Genomic DNA, 20,628 nt, shown 5'->3' on the forward strand with positions numbered 1-20,628 from the left:
TTGGCGACTATTTGGCGATGTAAGGAGTCTTTCTATGCCAACCCCTGAGAACTGTCTATGCGGTAACGGCAGCCCATATGAAATTTGCTGTGGCATGTATCACAACAACCCTGGCACAGCCCCTACGGCGGAAGCCCTAATGCGCTCTCGTTACTCCGCGTTTGCGCTCGGGAATTTTGATTACATTGCCGCCACGCAAAAGCTTGAAGATGAACCGGGCCAAACGGGCGACGACGTTAAGGACAGTAACCAAAGTACTCAATGGATTAAACTTGAAATAAACACCACAGAAAATGGTTTAGAAAAAGACAAAACCGGCATGGTTTCCTTTTCAGCCCACTTCAAGGAAGGCAAGCACATTGGTCGCTTAAGTGAGCGCTCATTGTTCAAAAAAGTTAAAGGTCAATGGCTTTACATTTCTGGTGAACACGAAGTACATAAAAACACACCTCTTGTTAAAAATGCTGCCATGACGATAGGCCGAAACGATCCATGTTTATGTGGCTCTGGCAAAAAATACAAGAAGTGCTGCGGATAGGCTAAGTTGAGCTGGGGACTGTTGATCTATTCCCCAGATTCACTTTCTTTTAGGCGCCACTTTTCTTGTATTTCTTTAAGTTCTTCTTGGATAGAGAAAAACACTTTAACTAAAGCGGGGTCAAAGTGACTTCCAGACACTTCCTCTATATAGTTTAATGCCTCTTCGACACTCCAGCTTCGCTTGTAACAACGTTCCATCGTTAACGCATCATAGACATCTGCCATACCAACGATACGAGCAGACAAAGGGTTTTGATCGCCTTTCAGACCATGAGGGTAGCCCGTACCATCCCATTTTTCATGATGACCGAGTGCTACCTCTGCTGCCAACTTAAACAAAGGGGAGGAACTTTTACAAAGAATGTGGTGGCCAGTTACTGTATGGGTTCTCATTACCTCCCATTCTTCTTCGCTTAATTTGTTAGGAGATTTAAGAATTGAGTGTGGAATGGCAACCTTCCCAGTGTCATGCATAGGGGCAGCTAATCGCAATAATTCAACCTCCTCTTCATCCCACCCTAGGGCTTTAGCAAGAGCGGCACTATAATCAGCCATTCGCCACATATGAACACCGGTATCCGTATCATTGAAGTGGCCTATATCACCCAACATATAAACTGCAGACTCTAGCGCTTGATCAAGTTGTTTGGTTCGCTTCTTTATTATCTTCTTATTATTTTTGTCATTCTCAGCCAACTGAAGATGGGTCGCTACACGAGATAACGTTGTCATCGGTGAAATAGGCTTCGTAATAAAATCGACTGCACCGACATCGAAGCCTTTAATTTCATGCTCCATGTCAGTTGCGGCCGTTAAAAATATTACTGGAATATCTTTAGTCGACGCATCACTTTTTAAATGTTCACACACTTCAAAACCACTCATTCCAGGCATCATAATATCGAGAAGAATAATATCTGGTGCACTTAAAGAGACAATTTTTAATGCGGACAAACCATTTTTTGCCACCTGTACATGATAGTGCTCGGCTAAAATATCTTTCAATAAATCAATATTTTTAGGCACATCATCTACTATCAGTACTTTCTTCTTATTAGATGAATAACTTGAACCCTGCATGGTATTGTTAACCGAATCATAACTATTTAAACTCATCACTAAACCACCTTCTTTAAATCATGCAGAGACTCAATAGCATCTAAAAAGTCATAGTCTGCAATATAAGCCAAAACATGTTTCAGAATTTCTTCTTGTTTTTTGTTTGTTATCCTGAGCGATAACGCCTTTATTCTCTCTTCAGCTTGAATATCACCAGAGATAAGTAAAGACTCTATATAGTCAATTTCATCTAACATTTTACGACTCTTTTCGTCGTCACATTGATCGACTTGCTCTACCTCATCACCTTTCAAAAATCCAATCGACTTCTCGATTAAAACCTTGTTATCTAAAGGTTTGTACATCACATCATCAAAGCATTTTTCTAAGTGTTCACCCGAATCTATATTCACTACATCAGCCGTCAAGCAGATAATAGGAGGGGTGCTGTCTAGTAGCTTTTCCCTAATGCGTTCAGCCGTTTCAAAACCGTCCATCTCAGGCATACGAATATCCATGAGAATTAGATCATATTTTTTTGTTATTGCTTTCTCGAGGGCTAGCTGGCCATTTTCCACCCAGTCAATATCAACACCTATTTTACGATATAAATCACAGACTATATTGGCGTTAGCAGTATTATCTTCGGCCAGTAAAACTCTTTTGTTACTTATAAAAAAATCGTTGTTCATCACATAACTTGGGATAAAGCCTACCTGCTCATCTTCATCAGTAGATGAGTGCTTAACGCTTTCTTCGATAAGCATCTTGACTTCACTTGGCGTGATCAACATTGAACAAGCTTCAGAAAGTTCTGCCCTTTTATCCTTACAATAGACAGCGCAAATCTTAACCAATTGAGACATCTTGGTTGGGTAGGTTTCAGACAGTTCGATAAAGCGTTTATCGCTCATTATGAGAGGAGTTCGAGTATTAATACTGTTACTAGGAATTGTCGTGACTAGATCTTGCTCCAGTAACCTTTGCCCTTGATTAAATCCAGCATCCTCCAGAAATAAAATAAGGTCGGTATCATCATTCAAGTAACTGACAGATTGATACAATGTACTTTCATTACTGACTGGAAGATAAGGCAAGCTAACTCTAAAGACGGTTCCTTTTCCTTCCATACTTTCATAGTTTAGCTCTCCCCCTAGCAATATAACGAGTTGACGAGTAATGCTTAAACCCAGCCCAGTCCCACCGTACAAACGAGTAGTGCTACTGTCCGCTTGTTTAAACGCTTCAAATACATCGACCCCCTTGGCAATACCTACTCCAGTATCTGCTATTTCATAAATTAGCTGCTGATTGTTTTGCTTAGTTATTCGTAAATCGACTCGACCTGTAGGAGTAAACTTAATCGCATTACCCAGCAGGTTTATCAGTATTTGCTGTAGCCGATTATGATCACCTATTAGTAAGTCGTTTATTTCAAAGTCTCGCGACACACTGAAGTGAAGTTTCTTGCTGGCTGCCATCTCGGCATTGACTTGAAAAACATAATCCAGAACCTGATCTAAACTAAATTCTGATTCTTCCAGCTCAACAGCATCAGATTCAAGTTTAGAAAACTCTAAAATACCATTAATGATGTGCAATAAACTGTCTGCAGAAGTCTGAATTTTTTTAACTCTGTCACGAATCTTAGGAGCAAGGTCCTCTTCCATTAATAAATAACCAAAGCCGATAATAGCGTTCATCGGTGTTCGAATTTCATGACTCATTGTTGCCATAAATTCAGACTTAACCTTAACCGCAACTTGAGCCTCTTCAACCGCAGTTTCTAACTTGTGAGTAAGCTCAAGTGACTTGTGGTATGACTTAGTCCTCAAGCGCAACTGCTTAAATAGCATGTAAATAATAAACATTACTGTGACAGTGAGTAAGGCAATAAGACTGGCAAGCGTAATAAATAAGTCATACGAACTTTCTCTACGATCGACCTTTTCAACTGAACGCATTGCAAGAGAACTTAGAACAATATCCTCTGTAATCTGTAGAACCTGATTACTCCCATTGAGAATAAGCATTACGTTAACCATTGCAGCATCATTAAAAAGCAAAGTATCCATACTGTTGAGCTTTTCTGTGATGTTAGAAGTTAGTTTTTGAGAATTAGGCAGCCGCAAAAATACTTGACGAAGCTGACCATTTTTAATGACGTTTAAGCGACTATAGAGAATATCGAACCTATTACGAGCTTCTTCTAAACGGATGTCATCGGGCTGATCTTCTAGGAGTTTTAAAGCATTACGTAGCTTTAATGCCTCCCTATCCAATTGGTAGGATGCCCAAAGAGCATCTTCCTCGACTGCCGACATAATGACTTTCTGCTTTTCTACTAGCTCATAAAAAGTCCCGACAGCAGCCGCCATAAATATAACGGCTGCGCTCACCATAATAGGAATAGGTGAGCGTTTAAAAACTGAACGGCTAATTAGATTGCCTGAGAGAAACCACCTCATAAAGTGATTATTGAACAACTATAGATTTAATCTGCCAAACAGACCGGTTATGTATCACTTCATTATTCAATTCAGGGTTATCGCTAAACGGATAGAGGAAAAATAAAGGCCCCTTGTCACGAACAGACATTGGTTTTCCATTGATATCCATAGCTAATAAAACGTTGTATTTGCTGGCGTCTTCAGATGGTACAACAGCACTATAATCATTTAATGCTGTAACCTTTAAGGCGTTTCCTTGAGCACCAACTGTTTCCAACAGAGCTGAAAGCATGGGACCTTGGTATAAATCACTGCCCTCTGACCATGGCGTCTCTGTTTGTAAATCACTCATACCAAGTGCTAGCAACATTGCTCGATCAAACTGTACAGTATCCCCAACGTTGGTGTGGCTGATTTGCCCAGAAACAGTAAGAATTACTTTACCCGTTGGTTTTGATAAAGGCGATGCGAAGGTATGAGTGCAACTGAGCCCTACTATAATAAAAATAGCGAATACTTTTATTGAAAATATATTTTTCATATTTCACTCCAATTTTTTTGTTATTTTTCGGGAGTATATGTAATTACCCACTAGATTCCTTTATTCACTTACGAAACGCTACGTTTTTCAAACCAAGTTTTACAATTAAGAATGAAGCTAAGTTATGACTTAAGCTTCATTAACATCCTGCTAAATTTTAAAGATTAATTTAAGCGACAGGATGACCTTGTGAGGCAACCCAAACTTTGAACCAGTCATCATCACTCAATGTGACTGAAAGACTACCTGCGGCAGCTTTTAAACGTTCAAGGTTACCAGAACCTACCACCGGGCAAATACCGGCAGGGTGGCGTAATAACCAGGCTAACGCTAACTGATCAATGCCCGCTTCATACTTATCTGCAAGTTCTGTTAGCACAGTGCGTACTCTCACGGAGGACTCATCGTTAGATGAAAATAAGCGCCCACCACCTAATGGTGACCAAGCCATAGGCGTCACTGCATGCTGTTGCATATGGTCCAGAGAGCCATCATTGAAGTGTTTTAGCTGTAAAGCAGATAACTCTACTTGGTTCACTACCAAAGGCGCTTCGACACGAGATTGCAGCAGGTCGAATTGTGCGGGGGAATAATTAGACACCCCAAAATGCTTAACCTTGCCTAGGGTAAACAGCAAATCGAACGCCTGAGCCACTTCATCGGCATCCATTAATGGGCTTGGACGGTGCATCAACAAGGTATCAATGTATTCGCATTTTAAGTTGGTAAGCGATTGATCGACACTGGCGATAATATGCTCAGCGCGATAATCATAGCGGTGTACCTTGACATCGGGCTTGTGGGAACTGGGTAATAGAATGCCACATTTGGTTACAATTTCTATTTTTTCACGTAGAGAAGGCTTCAACGCCAGCGCCTGCCCAAAAAGTGCTTCGCACTGATAGTCACCATAGATATCCGCATGATCCATAGTCGTCACACCTAACTCAATGCATGACTCCACGAAGCTGAGCAATTGAGCAGATGACATCTGCCATTCATTGGCTCGCCAAAAACCTTGAGCGATACGGGAACCTTCAAAGCCTAATGGGTGATATTGGTGTCTCATCATAACTATCCTTTTATTTATTTACCGCCATTTTAATCAACAAAAGCACAAACGGAAACGACCTTAACTTAGATTAAGCGTCTTAACCCACCTGCCTCGAATATTTCCTTAATGTTTAACACCAAAGCTGTAAAACAAGCCCCCATAGGCAATATAGAATTGACTTTCATTTGATAATGATTATCATTCTGTAAACTCTATATAACTAGGCTTCTAATATGACCCTTCTACGTCAAATCACCGCGTGTTCTCTTTTCTTGGCAATTCTTCAAATGCCTCTTCACGCGGCAGACCGCATTGCTGTTGCGGGAGGATCGATTACCGAGATTATCTATCGACTAGGCGAAGAGCAACGAATTGTTGGGGTCGATTCCACCAGCACCTACAAAAATGCAGACAAAATGCACCCATTACTAGGTTATGTAAGGAGTATTTCAGTTGAGGGTGTGTTGTCTCTCAGCCCTGATTTACTGATTGGTGAAAACGATACAGGCCCAAGTAAAGCGTTGGAGCAAGTTGCTGCCGTTGGTTTAAAAACAGCCATCATTGAAGAGGACGGTACCCTTGCCTCTATTCCAGAGAAAATCCGTCACGTTGCCAAGCTGTTAAAGGTCCAAGACAAAGGTGAAGCCTTAGTCAATGAAATTCAGGTGGACATAGACGCCCTTTCTTTTGCCAGCGCGAAACTTAAAAAATCTTCTATTGAAAAGCCTAACGTGCTGTTTTTATTAACTCTAAAAAATGGCACTCCTATTGCCGCGGGCAGCCAAACCTCCGCTAACACGACCATATTAGAAGCGGGCGGTAAAAATGCCCTAGCAACCGAAAAAGGCTGGATAAAGCTTTCCCCTGAAGCCGCATTAGCCTTTAATCCCGATGTGATCGTTGTTATGAATCATCATGACGCCCCCTATGATGCCATCAAAAAATTGGCGCATTTCAAATACACAAGCGCCGTGAAAAATAAGGCTGTTTACAGTATTGATGGCGGCTACCTTTTGGGCTTTGGCCCTAGAACACCACAAGCCATTATTGAACTTGGCACCATGATTTACTCTGATTACCCATTACCGAACGGGTATCAATTCCGCTATGACAACAACACAAAAAATAGCAGTGGGCATGGTTCGTAATGGATACTCTTACCCTTAGTACGGAGCGTAGCTTAAGGCAAAATCTCGCCCACCCTATTTCTATTAGTTTGTTAGTGGTTGGCTTTGTCTTGTCAATCACTATTGGCGCTATGCCTTTGTCATTTGGACAAATTGCAGACGACTTACTGAGCTTCACATCCCATGCTAACTATGCATTAGGCACTAATGTTTTATTGGAAATTCGATTGCCACGCACTCTTCTTGCCATGGCAGTTGGCGCGGCTTTAGGTATATGCGGTGCTGCCATGCAGGCGCTATTCCGTAATCCCTTAGCGGACCCAGGCCTAATTGGAGTTGCTGGTGGGGGGGCGTTTGGAGCCGTGGTGATCATAGTACTAGGCAATGCAATTGCGCCGAATTTTATGGTCTATTTTGGCTCCTACGCCCTACCGATAGGCGCTATGCTTGGCTGCCTTGGGGTATGTGGGATTATCTACAAACTTAGCAACCGCCAAGGCCAGTTCACTATTATTACCCTATTACTGGCGGGGATAGCGGTGAATGCCATTGTCGGCTCATTAATCGGTATCCTGACCTTAATCAGTACCGATGCAGAGTTAAGGGAACTTACTTTCTGGACCATGGGCAGCCTTGGCGGCAATAGTTGGTCGTTAAGTCTTCCGGTGTTTGCCTTGATCCTCATCAGTTTGGTTGGGCTCAATAGACTTGCTAAGCCACTTAACCTTTACTTGCTTGGAGAAGCTCAAGCCCAACACCTAGGCGTCCCCGTTGCCAAGCTCAAAAAACAAGTTTTTTTATTTACTGCCATTGCCATAGGCGCTGCGGTTTCTATCAGTGGCATGATAGGTTTTGTCGGTTTTGTGATCCCCCACTTGGTTCGTATCCTTATTGGGCCAGACCACAAGTATCTGTTCCCCACTAGTATGTTGCTCGGTGCCAGTTTCCTAACCCTCACTGACATCATAGCTCGTGTGGCCATTAGCCCAGCCGAGTTACCCATAGGCTTGGTGACCAGCGCACTGGGCGGACCTTTTTTCCTTTATGTACTTTATAAGCAGACGAGTCGCTTGAGCCACTAGTCCATTAGGTAATTATTATGTCTATAAAAACACACGATCTTTCTATTATGTTTAATGGCAAGCCATGCCTTAAGAAGATTAATCTATCCAGTGCCGCAAACGAGCTAACCATCTTAATTGGCCCTAATGGCGCGGGGAAATCGACCCTATTAAAAGCCTGCAGCGGCGACATTGTCAGTTCACAGGGTCAGGTAACCATTAATGATAAGGGCATTGGGGAATATTCCGCGATGGAACTGTCCAAAACCCGTGCTGTGATGACTCAGTCTTATGAAATGGGCTTTAGTTTTTCCGTTCACGAAATTGTGGCTATGGGCTGCTATGCCTACGAAGGGCAAATATCCAAACAAGAAAAAAGGCAAATTGTTCACGAAGCAATGGGATATTTAGGCATCTCACATTTAAGTGAGAACAACTTTATGACCCTTTCTGGAGGAGAAAAGCAGCGCACTCAGCTTGCTAGAGTGCTGGTGCAACTATGGTTTCCTTATGAGCAAGAAGAAGCACGCTTCCTATTATTGGACGAACCTACCTCAAGCCTAGATATTTTCCATCAATACCATGTGCTTACTTTGGCGAAAGAACTCACCAAACGCAATATTGGCGTACTAGCTGTGGTCCACGACCTATCTCTGGCTGCAAGCTTTGCGGATCAATTAATTCTGCTTAGTCAGGGGGAAGTTGTTGTGCAAGGTGAAGCCAAAACTGTTCTGCAACGGGATTATTTAAATCAAGTGTATGGAGTGAAGGCAGACTACCATCAGTTCTCGGCTCAAACAAAACCAACCATTGTGTTGGATACTCAGCAGTAATTTTCATCAAACTTTCCATGAACAAAAAAGGAGTGCCGAGGCACTCCTTTTTATGACGCTGAATTTATCATTTTAACTAGGCAATCACTAAGTTAGGCAACCAATGCCGCTTCTGCAACATGACGCCAAGCTAAATTTTCTGGGCTCTTCTCAATCCGCTTACCAAAGAACTGAGCCACTTGACGGCTTTCTTCATCATATAGTTCCAGTGACGTAATAATGCCATCAGAGGTTGGCTTTCTTACCAACCAGCCTTTCTTTACACCGCTCATCAATAGGTGCAAATTAAACTCTGGATCTAAGATATTTAACCACTCCCCCATTTCTACTACAGAGTGAATTTCCCCTGAGTGAATTTGAATCCCTCCATTGTTGCCCACAAAGCACATTATTGGCACTTGATCTTCCGCTAACGTGTTAAGGACAGCTTTCAATTTACTCACGTCAAAGGGTTGGGCATACTTTTCACCCACAATGTCAAATGCCTGCTCCCGAGTCACTGCGTATTTTTTCAGCAGCCCTACAAACTGATGCACATCTGTCATGTTCGACCAATCCTCTCGCAGCGCTTGTTGATCAATGTCGCTAATATCCGCCAAAGGCGCCGCCTCAGCAGCTTGAACAAAATCGATCGCCGTTGATTGATCTGTATTTCGATAGCGACTTAATAATTGCTCATAGGCCTCAAAATTACTGTTGTCTTGAAGGTAAAGCTTTTGGATCGCAACACCAAACTCATCAAAGAACTGCAAGCTCAAACGCTCACCTGTTTGCAAACGTTCGCGCACAGCAAAGCCATGTTTCCAGCGCCTTAAAAACAACCGTAAATCAATACGGTTGTCTGAGGAAATAATTAAGCCCATTCCCATGGGGCCACCAACTTTTACGTTTTCATAAACCCCTTTACGCTCATGCACAGCATAATCATTGCGCATGAGGATCATTACATAACCTAGGCTTGGTAGGTCTTTAAGCAGGGACGAAAAGTCCCCGTTTAAATACAAGCTCTGCGCACCCAGTTGGTTACTGATCAACTTTGCCTCAGGAACAGAAAGCCCCTGAGCGACATCACGTTGCCGAGTTTTTGGATGCTCTTTTTTAAAGTCTATATAGTCTTCTACTAGAGAAGACTTCACACTTGGTCTATCAAATAATGCGTCTAACGACATGGTTACTCCACTTGGTGTTAATTAGAACGTTGATGTCAGAGACAATTTGTAAGAACGACCGCTTTCTAGATATTGATCCGAGTCATTAAGCACAACTTTGTTGGTCAAGTTATTGATACCAAAACGTACGCGAGTATTGTCAAATACTTGCTTGCTGACACCAAGGTCGGCAACGAAATACGCATCAATGACCTCAGTATTATCGTCATCGGTAAACTGATCACCAACATAACGAGCGGCGGCATCTAGATCAAAGCCAGCAAAGGCGCCTTTGTGTTGGTAATTTAGCTTAGCCAGGTGATCAGCTCGATCCGTCAGTTCTTTACCTGTCGATTTATCTTCAGTCTCTAGGTAGGTATAACTTAGGGTTAATTTACGGGTCTCATCATTACTGTATACCGACCAATTCACTTCTAATCCCTGCAAAATAGCGGAGTCGACATTATTGTACTGAACAGAAGTAAAGCCTGATGTCGTAGTCGACGTCGTTGAGATCAAATCCTCTACGTCAGAACGAAACAGGGTAATAGCACCCGCTGAATTAGTTTGTTGCAAAGTTAAACCAACCTCAGCCGTTTTCGCAGTTTCTGGTTTTAGGTCATCATTACCCTGGTATTGACGAGTTGGCCCTGCACTGACCACATAACTGGAAGACCCTTGACTGATAGAAGGGGCTAGGTAACTTTTACCATAACCAGCTTTAAAGCCAATGCTTGGGGTCAGTTTAGTCAAGACACTGATCTTAGGGCTGGTTTCGTTGCCATATTTACTATGAGAGTCATAAGCAACACCAAAGGTTAAGCTGGTATCTTCTGAAACTTGGAAAACATCCTGAGCGGTTAATGTTGTGGCATCTACTTTATCTTGGAAGGTGGTTGTGTCATCACGCACGGCCTCCTCTTCACGGTAATTGATCCCTAAGCTCAAGTAGTTTTTATCATTTAGATAACCTTGCGTATCTAGCGCTAAATCATCTTCATTAACCGTCCACACTTTCGTGCCTTCAATCACATCCGCTTCACCTGTTGTTAACGAGGCAGACGTATCAAAGCCCTTTATGTTTGTGAAATATTCTGCTGTAAATATCTTATTCTCAATATCCGTGGTATCGCCTTCTTCACCAGTACTCCTAAATTCTTTTGAACGCTCGTCAGACGAAATGGCGCCCAGTTCAAAACGATCGCCATTGTCTAGATCAACACCTAGTTCAACTTGGTAATTATCAACATCTTTGGAAGACTGCAGGCTAGCCAAATTATCTTCATCAAGAATTTCATCCGTTGAAGTGGCCTCACCAGAAATCAATAGGTCAATATTGTCGGTCACCGCACCCGAGGCAGAAAGACTTAAGCCTTGGCCATCACCGCCATTTGCATCGTCCATTACCTCACTGTAAAGGGAAACCGAACCGGTCCATTGCGCTGTCGCTTTCTTGGTAATGATATTAATCACACCCGCTAGGGCATCTGCACCGTATAAACTAGAGGCTGGGCCACGGATGATTTCGACACGTTCAATATTCGCGACAGGCACTAACCCGTAGCGATAGGCAGGCTCAGAGGGAACACTGCGATCCGTATTCGGAATACGTTTACCATTTACCAATATCAATACTTGTTCAGAGCTGAAACCTCGAACTTGTGGCGCCAAGGCTGGGTTATTACCCGTTTTCACTAACTGTACACTTGGGGACATATTGATGATATCGGTGATGTCACTCGCCCCACTGGCTTGAATATCTTCCGACATTATCACACTTACCGAGCCCGAATAGCTGCTCTCATCTACAGGCGCCTTAGCGGAAACAATAATGGAGTCTAGCTCTAAAGGCGTATTCTCTGCCGCAAATACGGCACTACTCGCACCTAAACAAGAGCAAATAAGGACAACCAATTCTTTTTTCTTAAACTGCATATCTAAAACCTAAGTTAGTTGGGATGAAAAGTTCGATGCGTCCATGTAATCTATTTGCAAATAATAATGATTATCATAACCATTATCAACAACATCTTTATATAGATTTGTTTTTGTCGTAATTTTTTTGAAAATGACATCCCACTTCTTCCTAGGTATACTAATCCGTATTCGAGACAGACCTCTTCATTAAGAGCGAAGCGACCACCACTACACGGAATACTTCTACACCTAATAAAAAGCCACTTAACTTTCTCTAAAAAACTTTAAAAGCATATAAAAAACAACTTCTTAGTGATGGACAAACACATGAATTTAATAACACTTGGCCCCCTAAGCAGCGCCAATGGTGAAATCCAAATTCCTGGTTCAAAAAGCCTTTCGAACCGCATTTTACTTTTAGCCACCTTGGCAAAAGGCACCACAAAAATTACCAACTTGCTCGACAGTGACGATATTCGTCATATGTTAGACAGCTTGAAGCAACTAGGTGTGAACTACCGTCTTGAAGATGAAGGGACAACTTGTTACCTAGATGGCTTAGCAGGCCCAATCCAAGCTAACAAAGGCGATTTGTTTTTGGGCAACGCTGGGACCGCCATGCGCCCATTAACCGCAGCATTATGTTTAGGCCAAGGTGAATTCCACCTACACGGTGAACCACGAATGCACGAACGCCCAATTGGAGACCTAGTCGATGCCCTACAACACCTAGGTGTTGATGTTCGTTATGAAGGTGAAACTGGCTACCCGCCGCTACGCATTCATGCTAATGGTTTAAAAGGTGGTGAAGTCTCCATTAAAGGCAATATTTCCAGCCAATTTTTAACGGCTATTCTAATGAGTGCGCCGTTAGCCCAAGGTGACTTGACCATTAAAGTTGAAGGTGAGTTGGTTTCTAAGCCATACATCGACATTACATTGCATGCGATGAAACAGTTTGGTGTGGACGTTGAAAACCAAAATTACCAAGCCTTTGTTGTCAAAGGCGGACAGACTTACCAAAGTCCGGGCGAAATCATGGTGGAAGGTGATGCCTCCTCAGCGTCTTATTTCCTAGCGGCGGCGGCCATTGCTGGTGGTAAAATCAAGGTTCATGGTATTGGCACAGACAGCGTGCAAGGCGATGTAAAATTCGCGGAAGTACTGGAAAAAATGGGGGCCAAAATCACTTATGGCCCAACTTGGGTAGAAGCTGAGCGCAACGAGCTAAAGGGTGTAGATTTAGATATGAATCACATTCCTGATGCCGCCATGACCATTGCTACGACAGCCTTATTCGCCGATGGTCCTACAACGATTCGTAATATTTACAACTGGCGTGTAAAAGAAACGGATCGTTTATATGCAATGGCCACTGAGTTGAAGAAACTAGGCGCTGAAGTGATAGAAGGTGAAGACTACATCAGTGTCACCCCGGTTAAAACCCTACAGCATGCCGCGATCGATACTTATAATGATCACCGTATTGCCATGTGCTTTTCACTGGTAGCTTTCTCGGATACACCTGTAACCATTAACGATCCGGGTTGTACTTCCAAAACCTTCCCGACTTACTTTGAGTTATTCCGCTCTGTAAGTCAGTAAACCTCAAAAAGGGGCTCTATTTTATAGGGCGCCTTTTTCGTTCCTCGCTATTAACTGTTATCCAGCTTTTCCAAGCCGTATATATCCTCATTAATAGTATCTATCTTCTGCATCATCACTTGCTGAGCATCAGCAAGTCCTTGATTATAAAAAGCGGCAGAAAAATTTTCGCTAATAAAGTCTAGGAAAAACTCGCCTTCGAATGTGCCGATCTGAGTATTCAATTCTTGATCGAGGTATTCCTTTAGCTGCTCGATCATTTTGGCTTTTACCCTAGGCTCCAGTTCAATTTTGGCCATATTCGTTAGCTTCCTCGTCAGCAAGTAAGATTTCCGTTACCACCTTAGTGGTCACAGAATTGGCGATAAAACATTTGTCATGAGCCAACTCATGCATTTCTTCCAATTCTTGTAATGAGGGTTGCCGACCACTGGAGAAGTTCACTTGTGGACGCAAACGCACTTCTGTCATCGCCATTTTTCTTAGGTTATTTTTAGCCATAATGCCAATTGCATTATCTAGGTAATGATCCACTACAAAGCCTTTTTGAGCGGCAATGGATAAGAAAAACAGCATATGACAACTCGACAAAGACGCCACAAACGCCTCTTCGGGGTCTAGATTATCCTCATTAGAGTATGGCAATGGCACCACATGAGGTGAAGAAGATGCTGGTACATTCAAACCACCATCAAATGACCATTGATGAGCACGGCTGTATTTATTATCAGTATACGCTTCGTTGCTTCCACGTTGCCAAATCACTTTTGCATAATACTCAGACATAGTTTCCTCTATTTTCTAACTACAATGACCTTATTGATTGCGAAATTCTTTGTTGTACCCTGCCCATGCTACCCCATAAAATACGCTAACTCATTACAGAAAAGGCTTTCTTTATGTCATCATTTAACGAGTCACCCGAAGCAATATCCCTAGCAACCAAAGGATATGTGATGCAGCAAACCATGCTTCGCATTAAAGACCCAAAACCCTCTTTAGCGTTTTATCAAAATGTCTTGGGAATGACACTACTGGGCAAATACGACTTCCCTACCATGAAATTCACCCTGTATTTTTTGGGGTATGAAGAAAACGTCCCCGAAGAAGATGGCCCAGAAAAAACCGAGTGGGTGTTTAAACGCCCAGCCTTAGTAGAGCTTACCCATAACTGGGGAAGTGAACTCGACGATAGTTTTACTGGCTACCATAATGGCAACGACGCGCCGAAAGGCTTTGGGCATATCGGCATCAGCGTCCCAAATGTCTATGAAGCTTGCGAACGTTTTGAAAAGTATGAAGTGAATTTTGTTAAAAAGCCCGACGACGGATCCATGAAAGGTTTGGCTTTCATACAAGACCCAGACGGTTATTGGATTGAAATTTTTTCTGCTCAAGGCATTACAGAAATCATCCACTCGCAATAGCTCGTACCGACAATTTTAGCGCGCAGCCTTCAATGCGCGCTTACTTTCCCTATCTCAACAGCTTTAGACTCTATTACACATTAGATTTTCGTTTAGTTCATTACCCTTAAAGACTAAATAGAGAGCCAGTATGGCTAATAAAGAAACCGTGTTTGTTTAGCGCATTTAGTATAAAGTGCAAAGAGTGTTTAAAATTTAAACAGAAACTAATCACCTGAGCTTTCTTTACTTGCCCCTACCGCGGCAGAAATATGAGGCAACGATAAGTAAGTTTCAATCAACCAAGGAGCACTCACTATGAAACTGATCATCCTCTTACCTTTCGCTATTTTATTAGCTGCGTGTGTTGGCAATACAACACCTTTGTCCACTGCGTCATCACTTGTTCCATTAAGCAAATGGCGAACAGGTGACTTTAGACTAGCAGGTGAAAATACCGGCTTGCTTGTTATTACCCGAGACTCTGGATTGCGAGGATCGTCTTGTATCCCAATGATTGTCGTCGATAGAACTCAGATTGCGCCGCTCAATATAGGTGAGAGACTTGAGCTTCATGTCACTGCAGGGCCACATCTAATAGGCGCCTTACCGAACACAAACTGTGCAGCAAATGCCGTTGAAAGCCAGATAACGATTGAGCAAGCTCAAGTCAACAGCTTTCGTTTTGGCTTCATTGATCGCAGCATGGTATTTACCGTTGTGAGCCATTAACCAACAAGCCACCTTGTTTTATGCGGAAGCATTTCAGTGTTATACGAAAGGACGAGTTAAATAGGTTGTTGTTTTGCATTTACGCTGACGCGTTGAGGTACGAAACAGGCGCAAGTAAATGTAAAGCACAGCCTAAGCGAGCGAGCAGAGGTTCCGTGTAACCCTCTCAAGATAATTTGATTGTTGTTTGGGCATTTACACTGACGCGTCGAGGAGCGAGACAGGCGCAAGTCAATGCAAAGCAAATCCAACTATCAGACTAATACACTCAACACAGTGCTGGGTCCCAATCTTTCCAAACCACTTCTTTTCCTTGCGCTCGTATCATGGCGGCAATCTCTTGAACACTTCGTTCATCGCTTATTTCAAACTGCTCAAGAGCTTGCTGTGCATCCTCAGCATAACCACCCGGTTGCGTTTTAGATTCTGCACTCATGGTGGTAAAGCCCATATTCACCGCATGGTTACGAAACGCTGCTGACTCACGTGTGGACAAGCTCATCTCCACATCCGCATCAAACAAACGCCAAGCGGCGATCAACTGCACTAATTGTCGATCAGAAATCACCGTTTTTGGCGTAATTCCACCTTCACAAGGACGAATACGCGGAAAGGCCACACTATAGCGACTGCGCCAATAATTTTTTTGAAGATGCCTTAGATGATGGGCCATCATTACGGAGTCTATGCGCCAATCATCTAAGCCTAACAAAACGCCTAGCCCTATCTTATGAATGCCCGCTTTTCCTAAACGATCCGGAGCATCCAGTCGGTAATTAAAGTTCCCTTTATTACCCCGTAAGTGGTGCGCTAAATAGGTCTTTTTTGAGTAAGTCTCTTGATACACCAGCACAGCATCCAAGCCCAAGCTTTGTAATCTGGCGTACTCGTCTGTTTCCAACGGCTGTACTTCCATTGAAAGCTGACTGAAGTGCGGTTTGATGTGGGGCAACATTTTTTCAAAGTATGGCATAGAGACACGTTTTGTCTCGCCAGTGACTAAAAGGATATGATCAAACCCCTTGCCTTTAATGGCCTCGATTTCCGCTGCTATTTGCCCTTCATTCAAGGTTAAACGCTTAATGGCATTGCTCATGGAAAAGCCACAATAAGTACACTCATTGGCACAGGTATTCGACAAGTACAAAGGCGCAAACAAACTCATGGTGTTTCCAAACCTTTGCTTGGTAAGCTGTTCGCTCTTTTGTACCATTTGCAACAAAAAGGGTTCCGCAGCAGGAGAAATAAGCGCGGCAAAATCCGCCACATTGCGTTTTGGCTTAGCTAACGCTTTTAATACATCCTGCTCAGTAATTTGAGATTGTTGCTCGACAATTTGCGACCAGTCGACATTCTCTAACCAAGCACTAAACTGCCCCAGCACAGCAGGGCTTTGTACCGGTGCAAACTTATCTTTACGATCACTGCCAATGAGCTGTCCTGTCACGATAGCGCTCCCAAAAACTCTGTTAGCGGACTAGAAGCTTGAGCTTTTACCTGTTTTTCCCCTAACCCCGCTTCATAGGCCATACGCCCCGCAATTACCGCCATACGAAATGCCTGAGCCATGGCTTGAGGGTCTTGCGCCACCGCCATGGCAGTATTCACTAACACTGCATCCGCTCCGATCTCTAATGCCAAAGCCGCATCGGAAGGGGCGCCAATACCCGCATCGACAATGACAGGAACATTACTTTGCTCAATGATAATTTCTAAAAAAGGTCGACTTGCTAAACCCATGTTGGAGCCAATCGGTGAGCCCAGCGGCATCACACACTGGCAACCCACTTCTTCTAAGCGCTTACACAAAACGGGGTCGGCATGCACATAAGGCATGACCACAAAGCCTTGCTTCACCAACTCCTCAGCAGCCAATAACGTTTCCATGCCATCTGGCATTAAATACCTAGGATCTGGGTGAATCTCTAATTTCACCCAATTGGTCTGTAAAGCTTCCCGAGCCAACTGTGCCGCGAAGATAGCTTCCTTTGCAGTTCGCGCCCCAGAAGTATTAGGTAATAACTTCATCCCTTGGCGTTGCAAAGGCTGCAAGATATTGTCGCTATTATTTTGTAGATCCATACGTCGCAGGGATAAGGTCACCAGCTCACTTTCACTGGCCACCAGCGACGCTATCATGGTCTCAGCACTGGCGTATTTTCCCGTACCAGTGAACAAGCGTGAACCAAATTCGTGATCGGCAATGACTACATTACTCATGGTTAGCCTCCTGCTATGGATTCAAAAATATAAACTTGGCTGCCACTGGTCAATTCGGTGTGTACCCAGCGACTTTTCGGCACGACTTGTTGATCTACTGCAATAGCAATGCCCTGTTGTTCTCGCCCTAAATCATCTAAGAGATTCTGCAAAGTGCGACCGACAAACTGATGCTCTTGATCATTTAAGTGAATCGTTAACCTCTCTGACATGCTTGCTTCCTTGTGTTAGCGGCAAAGCTGGCTTGTAAATCTAAGATGGTCTGATCTGGGTCGTCAGCCAGAGTTATAGCGGTCACTACGGCCACGCTGTCAACACCCGTTTCTACAACTTCTGCAAAACGTTGTTGACTGATTCCACCAATGGCAACGGTTGGTACTTTGCCTGCCAGCTTTAACACCTGATTTTTGAGCTTATCTAAACCCTGAGGTTTCGATGGCATCATTTTGGTTTGGGTGGGAAAAATATGCCCAAGGGCTATGTAGCTAGGCTGAATCGCCAAGGCTCTTTGCATTTCGTGCTCATCATGGGTACTGATGCCTAGACGCAATCCTGCTTGGCGAATACCCTCAAGATCCGCATCGTACAAGTCTTCTTGACCCAGATGAACACCATAGGCTCCGAGTTCGATCGCATACTGCCAAAAATCATTAATAAAGACTTGGGCTTGGTACTGTTTACCTAACGCAATTGCTTGAGAAATTTGTGCCTTAAGCTGCAAAGGGTCGGGGTCCTTGATGCGTAATTGCGTCAGTTTCACCCCTTGCTTTAGTACCCTTTCAAGCCACTCGACCGTATCTACTACGGGATACAAGCCCATTTTCTGTATGTCCATGGGCGCAAAGCCCATAGACACCTTATGAGCTGGCGATTGATTACTCATCTTGCGTCACTCCAGCCTGTGTTAAATAGACTTCACTGCCCAGTTGTCGAAACTGCTGCGACATATCCTGCATGCCTTGCTCTGCCTCACTAAGCGTTTTCAATTCTAGTGCTTGCTCTTCCACTTCCAAACCTTTGGCATAGTCACGCACTTCTTGGGTGATTTTCATGGAACAGAATTTAGGGCCACACATGGAGCAAAAGTGCGCCACTTTGCCTGAGGCCTGCGGCAAGGTTTCATCATGGTAAGCTCGGGCGGTATGAGGGTCTAAAGATAAGTTGAATTGGTCTTCCCAGCGGAACTCAAAACGCGCTTTAGATAAGGCGTTATCGCGCACTTGGGCACCTGGGTGGCCTTTTGCCAAGTCCGCGGCGTGGGCAGCAATCTTATAGGTAATTATCCCTTGCTTAACGTCTTCTTTATTCGGCAACCCCAAGTGTTCTTTGGGCGTGACATAGCACAGCATGGCACAGCCATACCAGCCTATCTGCGCCGCCCCTATACCAGAAGTAATGTGGTCATAACCTGGGGCAATGTCTTGCGTAAGCGGCCCTAACGTATAAAAAGGCGCTTCGTGGCAATGCTCTAATTGCTGATGCATATTCTCTTCAATTAACTGCATAGGTACATGCCCAGGACCTTCAATCATCACCTGTACATCGTATTCCCACGCCACTTTTGTTAATTCTCCTAGTGTGCGTAACTCCGACATTTGCGCTTCATCGTTAGCGTCCATGATAGAGCCTGGGCGCAGGCCATCACCAAGGGATAACGCCACGTCATATTGGGCACAAATCTCACAGATTTCACGGAAACGCACATACAAAAAACTCTCTTGATGATGTGCCAAGCACCATTTGGCCATGATAGAGCCACCACGAGAAACAATGCCCGTGAGCCTTTTGGCCGTCATCGGCACAAAGCGCAGTAACACCCCAGCATGAATAGTGAAGTAATCCACGCCTTGCTCTGCTTGCTCAATCAAGGTGTCGCGAAAAACTTCCCAGTTTAGATCTTCTGCCATCCCGTCGACTTTCTCCAATGCCTGATAAATTGGCACAGTACCAATGGGGACGGGAGAATTGCGTAATATCCACTCGCGAGTTTCATGTATGTTTTTCCCTGTCGATAAATCCATCACGGTATCAGCACCCCAACGGGTCGACCACACCAGTTTTTCTACCTCTTCTTCTATGGAAGAAGTGACCGCTGAGTTACCTATGTTGGCATTTACTTTTACCAAGAAATTACGGCCAATGATCATGGGTTCAGATTCTGGGTGATTAATATTGTTTGGAATGATGGCGCGGCCACGAGCAACCTCGTCGCGGACGAATTCTGGCGTTATACGCTGTTGCAAATTAGCACCAAAACTCTGACCGGGATGCTGCTTTAGCAGTAATTCACTGTTAATGGCATCAATGTTTTGGTTTTCACGAATAGCGATGTATTCCATTTCGGGGGTAATAACACCCTGTCGCGCATAATGCATTTGGGTAACACATTTCCCAGCAGAGGCTTTACGTATAGCGGTGTTCTGCTTAAAACGTAACGCCTCTAATTCAGGATCATCTAAACGAGACTTAGCAAACTCGGATGAGACTTGTGGCAATACTTGGGTATCCTTGCGCTTTTCTATCCAACTTTGTCGCATAGGACTCAAGCCTTTGTAGACATCAATGTGTTCTTCTGGATCCGCATATGGGCCAGAACAATCGTAAACATAGATGGCTTCATTGGGTTCGAACGTTAGTTTATTAGGATCCGTACCAACTGGGGTATCAGTAACATTGATTTTACGCATGGGCACGCGAATCGATTGGTCTGAGCCTTCAATATAAATACGTTCTGAAGCAGGAAAAGGTGAACCCTGTAGGGATTCAATGACGGCTTTAGCTTGTAAGCGTGAGGCTTCACGGCTTAATTTGTTCGGTTTTTTTATTTCTGTAATGTTCGACATTAGCATTTCCCTTAAAAATGGAGAATTGCTTGTCTGAGGTGCTGTTTAAAGAATTAAACACAATACTGTGCTAATGCTTCAAAACATGAGCA

20 protein-coding genes are annotated in these 20,628 nt (G+C 43.7%); 7 read left to right on the top strand and 13 right to left on the bottom strand.

Translation table 11 applies throughout. The features are described from left to right. The first annotated feature begins 34 nt into the window (after window positions 1-34). Window positions 35-538, top strand: a complete 504-nt coding sequence (locus ABJF92_RS06870; RefSeq protein WP_446815067.1) for a YchJ family protein — start codon at window positions 35-37, stop codon at window positions 536-538. 26 nt (window positions 539-564) lie between these two features. Here ABJF92_RS06870 and ABJF92_RS06875 read toward each other — a convergent pair whose 3' ends face one another. The 4 genes from ABJF92_RS06875 to ABJF92_RS06890 all read right to left on the bottom strand — a co-directional run bounded on the left by ABJF92_RS06875 (window position 565) and on the right by ABJF92_RS06890 (window position 5,662). After that, window positions 565-1,656 carry an HD domain-containing phosphohydrolase gene (locus ABJF92_RS06875; RefSeq protein ID WP_446815068.1) on the bottom strand — a complete coding sequence of 364 codons (1,092 nt, stop codon included), beginning with the start codon at window positions 1,654-1,656 and terminating at the stop codon, window positions 565-567. Between the two features lie 2 nt (window positions 1,657-1,658). Next, window positions 1,659-4,067 (bottom strand): ATP-binding protein, encoded by a 2,409-nt coding sequence (locus ABJF92_RS06880; protein WP_446815069.1) that lies wholly within the window; start codon window positions 4,065-4,067, stop codon window positions 1,659-1,661. Between the two features lie 7 nt (window positions 4,068-4,074). Then, complete coding sequence (locus tag ABJF92_RS06885) at window positions 4,075-4,590, bottom strand: molybdopterin-dependent oxidoreductase (protein WP_446815070.1); 516 nt, start codon at window positions 4,588-4,590, stop codon at window positions 4,075-4,077. Window positions 4,591-4,759: 169 nt separating this feature from the next. Then, window positions 4,760-5,662, bottom strand: coding sequence for an aldo/keto reductase (locus ABJF92_RS06890; protein WP_446815071.1), 903 nt, complete (start codon window positions 5,660-5,662; stop codon window positions 4,760-4,762). A 215-nt stretch (window positions 5,663-5,877) separates the two neighbouring features. On the opposite strand from ABJF92_RS06890, the gene ABJF92_RS06895 reads away from it, so the two are divergent. The 3 genes from ABJF92_RS06895 to ABJF92_RS06905 are packed head-to-tail and all read left to right on the top strand — an operon-like array spanning window position 5,878 to window position 8,665. Further along, complete coding sequence (locus tag ABJF92_RS06895) at window positions 5,878-6,792, top strand: heme/hemin ABC transporter substrate-binding protein (protein ID WP_446815072.1); 915 nt, start codon at window positions 5,878-5,880, stop codon at window positions 6,790-6,792. After that, on the top strand, window positions 6,792-7,853 hold the full coding sequence (locus ABJF92_RS06900; RefSeq protein WP_446815073.1) for a FecCD family ABC transporter permease: 1,062 nt from the start codon (window positions 6,792-6,794) through the stop codon (window positions 7,851-7,853). Before ABJF92_RS06895 ends, ABJF92_RS06900 begins: the two co-directional genes overlap by 1 nt. A 17-nt stretch (window positions 7,854-7,870) precedes the next feature. Then, the gene (locus ABJF92_RS06905) at window positions 7,871-8,665 is read left to right on the top strand and encodes a heme ABC transporter ATP-binding protein (protein WP_446815074.1); all 795 of its coding nucleotides are present in this window, start codon (window positions 7,871-7,873) and stop codon (window positions 8,663-8,665) included. A 92-nt stretch (window positions 8,666-8,757) separates the two neighbouring features. Here the strand turns inward: ABJF92_RS06905 and ABJF92_RS06910 are convergent, their stop codons facing one another. Together ABJF92_RS06910 and ABJF92_RS06915 are read right to left on the bottom strand one after the other, a co-directional pair. Continuing rightward, window positions 8,758-9,834 (bottom strand): hemin-degrading factor, encoded by a 1,077-nt coding sequence (locus ABJF92_RS06910; RefSeq protein WP_446815075.1) that lies wholly within the window; start codon window positions 9,832-9,834, stop codon window positions 8,758-8,760. A 21-nt stretch (window positions 9,835-9,855) separates the two neighbouring features. Then, on the bottom strand, window positions 9,856-11,748 hold the full coding sequence (locus tag ABJF92_RS06915; protein ID WP_446815076.1) for a TonB-dependent receptor plug domain-containing protein: 1,893 nt from the start codon (window positions 11,746-11,748) through the stop codon (window positions 9,856-9,858). Between the two features lie 309 nt (window positions 11,749-12,057). On the opposite strand from ABJF92_RS06915, the gene aroA reads away from it, so the two are divergent. Further along, complete coding sequence (gene aroA / locus ABJF92_RS06920; protein ID WP_446815077.1) at window positions 12,058-13,335, top strand: 3-phosphoshikimate 1-carboxyvinyltransferase; 1,278 nt, start codon at window positions 12,058-12,060, stop codon at window positions 13,333-13,335. A 50-nt stretch (window positions 13,336-13,385) separates the two neighbouring features. On the opposite strand, the gene ABJF92_RS06925 is transcribed toward aroA, so the two are convergent. Next, window positions 13,386-13,634: a DUF2164 domain-containing protein gene (locus ABJF92_RS06925; protein WP_445976956.1), complete on the bottom strand. Its 249-nt coding sequence runs from the start codon at window positions 13,632-13,634 to the stop codon at window positions 13,386-13,388. Beyond that, the gene (locus tag ABJF92_RS06930; RefSeq protein ID WP_446815078.1) at window positions 13,621-14,121 is read right to left on the bottom strand and encodes an OsmC family protein; all 501 of its coding nucleotides are present in this window, start codon (window positions 14,119-14,121) and stop codon (window positions 13,621-13,623) included. Before ABJF92_RS06930 ends, ABJF92_RS06925 begins: the two co-directional genes overlap by 14 nt. Window positions 14,122-14,234: 113 nt before the next feature. Between ABJF92_RS06930 and gloA the strand changes: the two genes are divergently transcribed. Further along, window positions 14,235-14,762, top strand: coding sequence for a lactoylglutathione lyase (gloA, locus tag ABJF92_RS06935; protein WP_446815079.1), 528 nt, complete (start codon window positions 14,235-14,237; stop codon window positions 14,760-14,762). A gap of 297 nt (window positions 14,763-15,059) precedes the next feature. Then, complete coding sequence (locus ABJF92_RS06940) at window positions 15,060-15,473, top strand: hypothetical protein (RefSeq protein ID WP_446815080.1); 414 nt, start codon at window positions 15,060-15,062, stop codon at window positions 15,471-15,473. A 268-nt stretch (window positions 15,474-15,741) separates the two neighbouring features. Here ABJF92_RS06940 and thiH read toward each other — a convergent pair whose 3' ends face one another. Genes thiH through thiC form a run of 5 tightly spaced genes read right to left on the bottom strand, consistent with a single transcriptional unit; the run spans window position 15,742 to window position 20,536 of the window. Further along, window positions 15,742-16,920 carry a 2-iminoacetate synthase ThiH gene (gene thiH / locus ABJF92_RS06945; RefSeq protein ID WP_446815081.1) on the bottom strand — a complete coding sequence of 393 codons (1,179 nt, stop codon included), beginning with the start codon at window positions 16,918-16,920 and terminating at the stop codon, window positions 15,742-15,744. After that, window positions 16,917-17,693, bottom strand: coding sequence for a thiazole synthase (locus tag ABJF92_RS06950; RefSeq protein WP_446815082.1), 777 nt, complete (start codon window positions 17,691-17,693; stop codon window positions 16,917-16,919). Before ABJF92_RS06950 ends, thiH begins: the two co-directional genes overlap by 4 nt. A gap of 2 nt (window positions 17,694-17,695) precedes the next feature. Further along, on the bottom strand, window positions 17,696-17,905 hold the full coding sequence (gene thiS / locus ABJF92_RS06955) for a sulfur carrier protein ThiS (protein ID WP_446815083.1): 210 nt from the start codon (window positions 17,903-17,905) through the stop codon (window positions 17,696-17,698). Next, window positions 17,890-18,576, bottom strand: coding sequence for a thiamine phosphate synthase (gene thiE / locus ABJF92_RS06960; protein WP_446815084.1), 687 nt, complete (start codon window positions 18,574-18,576; stop codon window positions 17,890-17,892). Before thiE ends, thiS begins: the two co-directional genes overlap by 16 nt. Continuing rightward, on the bottom strand, window positions 18,569-20,536 hold the full coding sequence (gene thiC, locus ABJF92_RS06965) for a phosphomethylpyrimidine synthase ThiC (protein WP_446815085.1): 1,968 nt from the start codon (window positions 20,534-20,536) through the stop codon (window positions 18,569-18,571). The genes thiE and thiC overlap by 8 nt, the downstream gene beginning before the upstream one ends. Between the last annotated feature and the right edge of the window lie 92 nt (window positions 20,537-20,628).

The sequence above is a fragment of the Marinomonas sp. genome, from assembly GCF_039940335.1.
In the GTDB taxonomy this organism is placed as follows: domain Bacteria; phylum Pseudomonadota; class Gammaproteobacteria; order Pseudomonadales; family Marinomonadaceae; genus Marinomonas.

Excerpts from the sequence above, each read along its gene's own strand:
- ABJF92_RS06910 (WP_446815075.1), bottom strand. The coding sequence starts at position 9,834 with ATGTCGTTAGACGCATTATTTGATAGACCAAGTGTGAAGTCTTCTCTA.
- ABJF92_RS06950 (WP_446815082.1), bottom strand. The coding sequence starts at position 17,693 with ATGAGTAATGTAGTCATTGCCGATCACGAATTTGGTTCACGCTTGTTC.
- ABJF92_RS06875 (WP_446815068.1), bottom strand. The coding sequence starts at position 1,656 with ATGAGTTTAAATAGTTATGATTCGGTTAACAATACCATGCAGGGTTCA.
- ABJF92_RS06925 (WP_445976956.1), bottom strand. The coding sequence starts at position 13,634 with ATGGCCAAAATTGAACTGGAGCCTAGGGTAAAAGCCAAAATGATCGAG.
- thiE (WP_446815084.1), bottom strand. The coding sequence starts at position 18,576 with ATGAGTAATCAATCGCCAGCTCATAAGGTGTCTATGGGCTTTGCGCCC.
- ABJF92_RS06915 (WP_446815076.1), bottom strand. The coding sequence starts at position 11,748 with ATGCAGTTTAAGAAAAAAGAATTGGTTGTCCTTATTTGCTCTTGTTTA.
- ABJF92_RS06895 (WP_446815072.1), top strand. The coding sequence starts at position 5,878 with ATGACCCTTCTACGTCAAATCACCGCGTGTTCTCTTTTCTTGGCAATT.
- ABJF92_RS06905 (WP_446815074.1), top strand. The coding sequence starts at position 7,871 with ATGTCTATAAAAACACACGATCTTTCTATTATGTTTAATGGCAAGCCA.
- ABJF92_RS06880 (WP_446815069.1), bottom strand. The coding sequence starts at position 4,067 with ATGAGGTGGTTTCTCTCAGGCAATCTAATTAGCCGTTCAGTTTTTAAA.
- aroA (WP_446815077.1), top strand. The coding sequence starts at position 12,058 with ATGAATTTAATAACACTTGGCCCCCTAAGCAGCGCCAATGGTGAAATC.
- thiS (WP_446815083.1), bottom strand. The coding sequence starts at position 17,905 with ATGTCAGAGAGGTTAACGATTCACTTAAATGATCAAGAGCATCAGTTT.
- ABJF92_RS06885 (WP_446815070.1), bottom strand. The coding sequence starts at position 4,590 with ATGAAAAATATATTTTCAATAAAAGTATTCGCTATTTTTATTATAGTA.
- ABJF92_RS06890 (WP_446815071.1), bottom strand. The coding sequence starts at position 5,662 with ATGATGAGACACCAATATCACCCATTAGGCTTTGAAGGTTCCCGTATC.
- ABJF92_RS06900 (WP_446815073.1), top strand. The coding sequence starts at position 6,792 with ATGGATACTCTTACCCTTAGTACGGAGCGTAGCTTAAGGCAAAATCTC.
- ABJF92_RS06930 (WP_446815078.1), bottom strand. The coding sequence starts at position 14,121 with ATGTCTGAGTATTATGCAAAAGTGATTTGGCAACGTGGAAGCAACGAA.
- ABJF92_RS06870 (WP_446815067.1), top strand. The coding sequence starts at position 35 with ATGCCAACCCCTGAGAACTGTCTATGCGGTAACGGCAGCCCATATGAA.
- thiC (WP_446815085.1), bottom strand. The coding sequence starts at position 20,536 with ATGTCGAACATTACAGAAATAAAAAAACCGAACAAATTAAGCCGTGAA.
- gloA (WP_446815079.1), top strand. The coding sequence starts at position 14,235 with ATGTCATCATTTAACGAGTCACCCGAAGCAATATCCCTAGCAACCAAA.
- ABJF92_RS06940 (WP_446815080.1), top strand. The coding sequence starts at position 15,060 with ATGAAACTGATCATCCTCTTACCTTTCGCTATTTTATTAGCTGCGTGT.